The 7,396-nt window shown below is 40.3% G+C and carries 8 protein-coding genes; 7 read left to right on the top strand and 1 reads right to left on the bottom strand.

Annotation, left to right across the window (positions count from 1 at the left end):
- Nucleotides 1–94: 94 nt before the first annotated feature.
- From H6G97_RS41295 to H6G97_RS41265, 7 genes are all read left to right on the top strand, one after another.
- Nucleotides 95–1,639, top strand: a complete 1,545-nt coding sequence (locus tag H6G97_RS41295; protein ID WP_190946382.1) for an IS1/IS1595 family N-terminal zinc-binding domain-containing protein — start codon at nucleotides 95–97, stop codon at nucleotides 1,637–1,639.
- Nucleotides 1,640–2,206: 567 nt separating this feature from the next.
- Nucleotides 2,207–2,968: an acetate and sugar kinases/Hsc70/actin family protein gene (locus H6G97_RS41290; protein ID WP_190946381.1), complete on the top strand. Its 762-nt coding sequence runs from the start codon at nucleotides 2,207–2,209 to the stop codon at nucleotides 2,966–2,968.
- A gap of 161 nt (nucleotides 2,969–3,129) precedes the next feature.
- Complete coding sequence (locus H6G97_RS41285; RefSeq protein ID WP_190946380.1) at nucleotides 3,130–3,342, top strand: hypothetical protein; 213 nt, start codon at nucleotides 3,130–3,132, stop codon at nucleotides 3,340–3,342.
- Between the two features lie 4 nt (nucleotides 3,343–3,346).
- Complete coding sequence (locus H6G97_RS41280; protein WP_190946379.1) at nucleotides 3,347–3,610, top strand: hypothetical protein; 264 nt, start codon at nucleotides 3,347–3,349, stop codon at nucleotides 3,608–3,610.
- A gap of 405 nt (nucleotides 3,611–4,015) precedes the next feature.
- Entirely contained in the window at nucleotides 4,016–4,477 is a 462-nt protein-coding gene (locus tag H6G97_RS41275) for a hypothetical protein (RefSeq protein ID WP_190946378.1), read from the top strand.
- Between the two features lie 155 nt (nucleotides 4,478–4,632).
- Nucleotides 4,633–6,465: a protelomerase family protein gene (locus tag H6G97_RS41270; protein WP_190946377.1), complete on the top strand. Its 1,833-nt coding sequence runs from the start codon at nucleotides 4,633–4,635 to the stop codon at nucleotides 6,463–6,465.
- A 147-nt stretch (nucleotides 6,466–6,612) separates the two neighbouring features.
- A complete protein-coding gene (locus tag H6G97_RS41265) occupies nucleotides 6,613–6,831 on the top strand; it encodes a hypothetical protein (protein ID WP_190946376.1) in 219 nt (72 codons plus the stop codon).
- Here H6G97_RS41265 and H6G97_RS41260 read toward each other — a convergent pair.
- On the bottom strand, nucleotides 6,828–7,271 hold the full coding sequence (locus H6G97_RS41260) for a tyrosine-type recombinase/integrase (RefSeq protein ID WP_422394264.1): 444 nt from the start codon (nucleotides 7,269–7,271) through the stop codon (nucleotides 6,828–6,830). The two genes, H6G97_RS41265 and H6G97_RS41260, sit on opposite strands and share 4 nt — an antisense overlap.
- Between the last annotated feature and the right edge of the window lie 125 nt (nucleotides 7,272–7,396).

The following is a 7,396-nucleotide window of genomic DNA, read 5'->3' as shown; positions in this document are numbered from 1 at the left end:
GGCGAGCCGCTATGAATGATCAGTATATGCTTTCTGTGTTAGCCGCATCTCTCCCAAATTCAATCCTCTCCTAGAATCCCACTGTCAATAGGGTTTGAGACGCGCTAACCCTGAAGCTTATACAGCACTGGCTGACTGTACGCCCAAAACTAAAGCTACTGGAATCTTGAGAGAGTTTAGTGAATCATCAAAATCTGATTTACAAAATCTGCAATCTAAAGTCATTGATAACCAGAATTCGCTCGAAGAAATGCGCGGTCAGGTATCAGACCTTTTGGACGAAATTGACCATAAAAATCTTGAGATTAGCGACCTCAAGCTACAGGTTCTCGACCTTAAAAAACCATTGGTATGGACTAACGCTAACTCACGGGAACTCCAGATTGGGAATGCGATTGTGCAGTACTTTTGGCAAACTGGGCTATACCTGGATCGTGCTTATGCAGAAGGCGATATCTATGATGTGGATATCTGCTTCCAAATCGATCGCAATTCTCGCTTTATAAAAGAGTCTGAACTAAACGAACACTCCGAAGCCCTACAACAATGGTGTAGAACCATCAAGCCTATAACCTTCAAGTGGGATTCCGGTAAGGCTTTGATGGTGGCTAAAGTCGTTCTGAAAGAGCGCGAGAAAGTACCTACATCTATCGAAGAAATCAGACGGATGATTGAACCTGCTGCGAAGTTTGGTGATATCGTTCGGCGTTATCACGACCATACCCAGGACGGTAAACCTACTTTACGTGTGATGACTCGGACTGGTGGTGGTAAAGGCGTTGCGGTTAAGAATATTCTTCACAACTACGTCAACAATCTAGAAGGTTGGGAACTGTGGTTAAGTGACCCGCAGCATGGTAGTACTCAGGATTTCTGGAATGTGCCCAAGGTTGCCAAGTCGCCACAGCAGGCTAGCGATACTTTAGAAACGTTCGTATCAGAGTTTATGGATCGCAAAAATGGGCGATCGCTTCACCCCAATATTCCCGTAGTTGGGATTTTTGATGAATGTGACAAAACCTTTAGCAAGCCAGAAAAACAAGGTATTTCTCAAATCTGGACTGAAATCCGACACCGCGACATGAAACTGATTTTGATTGGCCAGTCTGGTGAGGTTGGTAAAAACGGTTGGACTTGGGACGAGATGAACAACTGCTCAATGCTTTTTATCGGTGAAGCCATAGGTACAGCAATCAAACACGCCGACGATATGGGTTGGTCTAGCGATATGCGAGATTCAATACCTACCATCTATAGGGTCGTGAGCGATTGGATGAGTGAAGCTAATCGTTCGATACCTGCCAAAAATAAATACAGGTTAGGTCTACTCATTAATGGGCTACGGTATACGTTCGTCGAAATCCCACCCGCTATCGATGGCAGTTTTGAAAATCAGAAGTCTTGGTTAGTAAATCAGCCTTGGGAGAGTACAATTACTCAGTCAGTGCCATTTACTAATAATCCAACGCCTACATTAAAGCAACCCGCTAAGGTAATTGTGAGTGCAGATATTGAATGCCCACACTGCCACTCACAAAGCTTTAGGCGACATAGTTCAGTCAAAGCTAAGAATCACTACCGTTATCAATGCAACGACTGTAAGAAAACCTTTACAGCCCTCGATAACAAGATTAGCTAACATTAATTGACAAAACATAGACTTGGCAGTGACATTTGGTTAGTGCCAATTTTTCTTGGCGTGGTCTTGGCGAGTGTTGGCAGAGTAGTCTGAAAGTACTGATTTAGCGTAGTTGGCAAGCAACCAAGTTTTACCCATAGGGGGCAGACTTGGTTTTGTTGGTTTTTAATCAATTTTTATTATGAGAAAATTTAATGGTTGAAAGCGCCTATCTTACGTGTGGCAATGTATTTATTAGCTAAAACCATAATTAATGATTAATTTTTAATAGAAATCGAATGCAAAGAACAACTATATGCTGTCTCAATCCCTAGTGTTTAGTGTTAGCAAATATAAAGCGTTTAATATTAAGAAATTTTTTAAAAGTTAAGGCACTAATTTTACAATTTAAAAGCAGATGTACTACATCTGCCATACAGGATACTCTATGGTAATCTCAAAAACTACGAGAAATCTGTATCGCATTTGTTAGCCACCTGCAATACATCTGACTATCAGGTGTAGTACAATAGATATATGAACACAAACAAGGCTACTACAATGAACCGACCGTGATTAAATTTTAAGATGGCTATCGATGCAGCTAATAGCGCTATTAAGGTAGCCAGCGAAGGATATGAGGATAAAATCGCAAGCTACATAGATTACAGATGCAGTCCATCTGATACGTTGGGTAGCGTTGTAATCAAAGGTGAGAAGGATGATGTTTTTTGTGTAGGTTATGGCGCTTCTAAATCGCCAACTGGTAAGGCAACGGTTAGCGATAAATCCACCAAGATAAACGAGATTGAAAAACTATATCTAGGTGCGCTGTCCTACTGCCATTCAAAGCTAGCTCCTCAGTCCACAACTATTAAAAATCACATTGTAATTAGTTCTCACGCTTGGCAATCTCATAAGGAAGTTATTAAAGGTAAGCTTGAACGGAGCATTGATGTTGTGTTGGCTGGGAAAGCGATCGCATTAACTACCGAAGTCTTAGCCGTCGTACCTGAAGGCTTTGGAGTTGTGGTCAGCCACGGAACTGAAAAGTTTGTAACTCTGGATTTTGGATCGGGAACGACCATACTCACGCCATACATCAATAAGAAGCCACAAGAATCACAAGTTACTGATTTAGGCGTAAATCAACTATATGTAATGATTCAATCGGCTATGAAGAGTCAGAATTATGGCTACACTGGCGACCTTCGTAAAATCCGTGAACAGATTGAAAACGGTAAGTTTGTCATCGACGGCTGCAACATTAAGGATGTCTATAATCAGTGCCTTAAGCAGTGGTGGAACGATGGGCTTAAAGAGTATGCCTACCAGGGCAAACGCATCTAAATTACTCTTGATCACAACGAAGGTTAAGAACCAACGAAAAAATCAGGATTTCGAGCTTGATTATTTTTTAAGCCCCAAAGCGATCGCCTAAAACTTTCGCAATAAGCAAAGCTTAATGACATTGATTTTAAATCTATTCTCAATAAAGTATGCTTATTGACATGATGCGGCCGCCCTGGTATGCCTACGAAGCTCAGAAATTAGCTAGCAATGGTTATACAGTCCTTTGTATTGGTGGTGGTGTTGCGTTACCTGGGTTTAGTAAAGTACTTGAAAGTAAAAAACTTACCACTTATCAAGGTAGTCCAGAAATGGCTTCAGTCAAAGGTATGTATCAACTCTGTGAAACACTAGCTACTAAAAAAGGAGTTTAATCAAATGCCAGATAAAAAACCTACTTGGGAGCAAGCCAGAATTAGACAACACGAAGCCAACATAATAAGGGCTGTTGCAAGTGAAAGAAATGAATCATTCATACAAGCGCTTTACCATGTCATTCAGTTCTATTGGGATTATAAAAACGGTTTACTGATTATTCCACAGCAGCAGCCTGTAGCCATACCAAAGCCAGCAAACCCTACTCCAAATCAATCTGAAGTAGTAGGTAATGTAGATGATTTAGATGTTTCTGATTTTGAATAAACCAAAAATAAATCACTCGATTGATACCACACAATCGAGCGATTTATTAATCCGAGAATATAATGAAGAGAGAATACCACAACAGTAAACCCATGATAACTGATTTTTCAAGATTTGAGCGATGGCTTAAATCGAAACCCATAAAAAACTGGACAGCTAATCTATTAGATTCATCAATTGATTTTGATGATATAGCTACCAAATTTACAAAAGGCATAACCACGTATGGCTATGACGATACGCCAAATTACAGCTTCTCAAATGGTTCATACGAGTACACTTTATGTTTTGATATAAATCAAAAAAATCTGATTATCTTTGGTCAGAGTTTGCGCGTTCCCAGCTTGAATTTTAAATCAGTGTGTCCCATCAAATTTGTAGATAAACCTTCAAAAGGATTTTAAAATGACTAATTTAAATAATTTCGTTACAGCAGTTGAATCATTCAAAAGATTGAATCCCACAAAAACTAACATCATTACTGGCTATATAGCTGATAAAATCGCAATCCAAAAAGAACATCAGCGCGAGAATTTTTACCGTAGCTATAACGTAGGTTTATTAGATGCGATTGCACTTACAGACGACTATAGTCTAGAGGCTGTACAAGGCTTTGTAGATGCCCTTCCAGCGAGTGATAGTGACTCAATGGTGGAACATATCAGAGGTGTATTGGCAAGCGGTGGTAAAGCGCGAAAACCTGACTACTTGGTGCGAGATATCGATAGCATTGTGAATGGTACGTCTGGTAATCGTCAAAGCGTTCTGGATGCCACTTTTGAAGTACTTGTAAGTTGGCTGGAAGTGAAGCACGGTGAATTGAATAGTCAGTGGACTGGTAAAGATATAGAGCCTTTGCTGGGGTAGTCACAAGATGAAAAACTAACCATAGAAGACCTCCGAACAATCGGAGGTTTTTTAATGCAAACAATTATGATAAATTGTTATAACAAGACATGCAAATATATAACAAGATGCTATAATTGGTACAACAGATTAAATAAAAGTATAGGATAAATTTAATGAGTAAAGCAGTTCAAGACCAAGTAGACCAACTATTTCAAGCCACTAAAGATTTAGTAAGCCTTGAGGAAATCAAGCCACATTGTGAGAAATTCAACCAATGGCTAAATGAGAATACAAGCTACAGCATCAAAAGCTTAGGCACTGTGTTGAGTCGGGCTGGCTTCTATAAAAAATTTAAGTCACTGCCTTTAGAGCAAGGTAAAAACGCTGAATCAGTACCCAAGCATGATGCACAAGGCAACGTTACAGGAAACGAGTTAAAGCACTATGTCTTACTGTTGTGTGGTCTGGATAAAAAGGACTGGGAAGAGCGTAACGAAACCACGCGGGTAAGCGATCGCTTGACGAATGTGGATGAAGGCGGCGCTACAGGTATCGAAATAGATCCAGATGAATATATAGAAGTTACAGAAAGATTACTATCCAGCGATAATCCTCACGAGTTAGCTGTGGGACTGATAGCTGCTACTGGCCGCCGTCCTCATGAGATTTTAGCCAGAGGTAAATTTACGCCTATTGAGGGTGAATCTTACCAAGTAATGTTTGAAGGTCAAGGTAAAAAACGCGGTGAGAAGCCAGTATTTAAAATTTCTACTTTGTTCCCAGCTAGTTACATCATCGAACGGTTTAGCCAATTGCGAAAAGATACAAGCATTAGGGAATTAATCAGACACGTTTCTAATGAGTTCCCGCGTGATATATCTGCACAGAATAAAGCGATTGAGGATAAGCGTGGTAACTCATTACGTCGGGTAGTTCAAGAATATTTCGGTGGTAAAGATAATAAAAAACCGCTTTTAAACTTCCGTCATGGTCAAGAGCAAAACGATTGTAAAGCGTTACGTGCTGCTTGTGCTGGTTTGTTAACCGAGAGAGATTGTAGAGGTTCACTAGGCGCGAAAATGTACTTCGCTGGTTGCTTCTTAGGTCATATTACCCCAGGTGAAAAAGTCAGTGATAACGATTTGAAGCATATCACTACTACCCTTGGTTATTCAGACTATTACATTACCAAACCTGTTGGATTCCCAGATGCACCAGAGAAAGAAAAACGTACTAAAGTATCGGTTTCTGGCAGCACTTTAGATGATATTAAAACCATCCAATCAGAACTAGAACTACCTAATCAGCAATCAGTTATTTCGTACCTTGTGGATTCATATATGAATCGTAAGGATATCGCTAAAAGTGTAAAAACATCGGAACAGAAAGTACTCGAACTAGAAGCCCAAATTAACCAACTACAGAAGGAAAAAGCAGAGATGGAAATCGCTATGAGTAAGGCTAATATCAATATTGACGAACTAGAAACTATTATTGATGCAAAGATAGCCGCATCGGTAGCTAGTGCGGTCACAGCAGCCTTGGAAGGGCAAAAGGTAGAAGTTCCTACAGCACCAGTGTTTAAGACAGTTGTGGCTCGTCCTATAGAGAGTGTGAATACTGACTGGCAAGCTAAACCTGACTCAGATGTGTGGGCTAGCAAAGCTCCAGAAGCCGCACAAGAAAAGATTCGTAGGTCTTATCAGGCAATCTGTCTGTATAACGATACGGTAGCGACTGGGGACAGCGATCGCCTTGCAATCACTAATTCTGTGCTGCGTGATTTAAGTGGGTGTAATGGGGTGCTAATTAAAACCTGGATAGATGCCCATAAAGATGAAGTGATTAGCCATAATTCCAAGTACGGGATGGAGAATAAAAAAGACCCTTCAGATCCAGTCAGCTATGCCAACAAGGGTAAGGAAATAGATAAAATCCTGTCACTCGTAAACGATGAATTCTTAAGTGGGGAAGGCTTTAGACAGAGAGAAACTAAAAAGGCGTAATTTTGGCTGAATGCCTTACTGTAGGTGCTTTTTGTGTGATGTCGTCAAACTACCATATCCCGACATTTTCCCCAACAGGTGACAACATAGCCAAGTGAGCATCACTATTACTGAGTGTTAAAATTTTACTTTAACGGAGATAAAACCATGTCCGGTAGACAACCCGTAGAATATAACGGTTTTCACATTCAACTCGAACAAAAACCTAGAGAGAAAATGACAAGTGATGCTTATTGGAAATTTAAAGCATGGCGAATCGGAGAAGAACCCACAAACTTGATATCAAATGACGATAAACAGTATGGTGGATATGAAGTAGCTTTAAATGAAGCAAAAAAAGCTATTGATCAAATACAAGGTTTTTAACGGCTACTATTCGCCTCAATTTCAAGTTTTTTATCTATGTCTAGCTCTACACCATTACTAGTCACAGGTGACAGCATAGCCAAGCTTGCAGCCGCGCCTAACACCTGATTATCAGTCACTTCTAGATATCTCTGTAGCTGCTCTAAATTCCGATGCCCTGAGATTTCCTGAATAACTCTTAAGGGTATGCCAGCATTACTCATCTGAGTTAAAGCAGTCCTTCTAAAGCTATGGCTACTCACTCCAAAAATATCTACTTGCTGGCAAGCTTCTCTCAAAATCCTAGCGGCTGAGTCTTCGCTTATATGTCCATCACTGCGACCGGAGAACAGATAATCATCCCCTGCCAGTGGGTAGTATTCAACCAACAACCGCCGTAAGTCTTCAATCACTGGTATAGACCTAGTAGCCAGCTTGCCTTTAGTGTTTGACTTTCTAATAATCCAATACGGTTCAGTTAAGGCTCAAAGTCATGTAAATTAGGCATTGTTCCGAAGAATGGAAATTAAGTGTCGTGCATCTGAGGGATTTTTCATTGGTGTCTCCTGAGATACAAAATACTGAC

Origin of the sequence: Nostoc flagelliforme FACHB-838 (genome assembly GCF_014698065.1) — a bacterium.
Taxonomy (GTDB): Bacteria; Cyanobacteriota; Cyanobacteriia; order Cyanobacteriales; family Nostocaceae; genus Nostoc; species Nostoc flagelliforme_B.
The sequence above is the reverse complement of the archived record's forward strand: the minus strand, read 5'-3'. Positions and strand labels throughout refer to the sequence as shown.

Bases quoted from the DNA above. Each gene is read 5' to 3' on its own strand.
- H6G97_RS41290 (WP_190946381.1), top strand. From the start codon at position 2,207: ATGGCTATCGATGCAGCTAATAGCGCTATTAAGGTAGCCAGCGAAGGA.
- H6G97_RS41285 (WP_190946380.1), top strand. From the start codon at position 3,130: ATGATGCGGCCGCCCTGGTATGCCTACGAAGCTCAGAAATTAGCTAGC.
- H6G97_RS41280 (WP_190946379.1), top strand. From the start codon at position 3,347: ATGCCAGATAAAAAACCTACTTGGGAGCAAGCCAGAATTAGACAACAC.
- H6G97_RS41275 (WP_190946378.1), top strand. From the start codon at position 4,016: ATGACTAATTTAAATAATTTCGTTACAGCAGTTGAATCATTCAAAAGA.
- H6G97_RS41270 (WP_190946377.1), top strand. From the start codon at position 4,633: ATGAGTAAAGCAGTTCAAGACCAAGTAGACCAACTATTTCAAGCCACT.
- H6G97_RS41265 (WP_190946376.1), top strand. From the start codon at position 6,613: ATGTCCGGTAGACAACCCGTAGAATATAACGGTTTTCACATTCAACTC.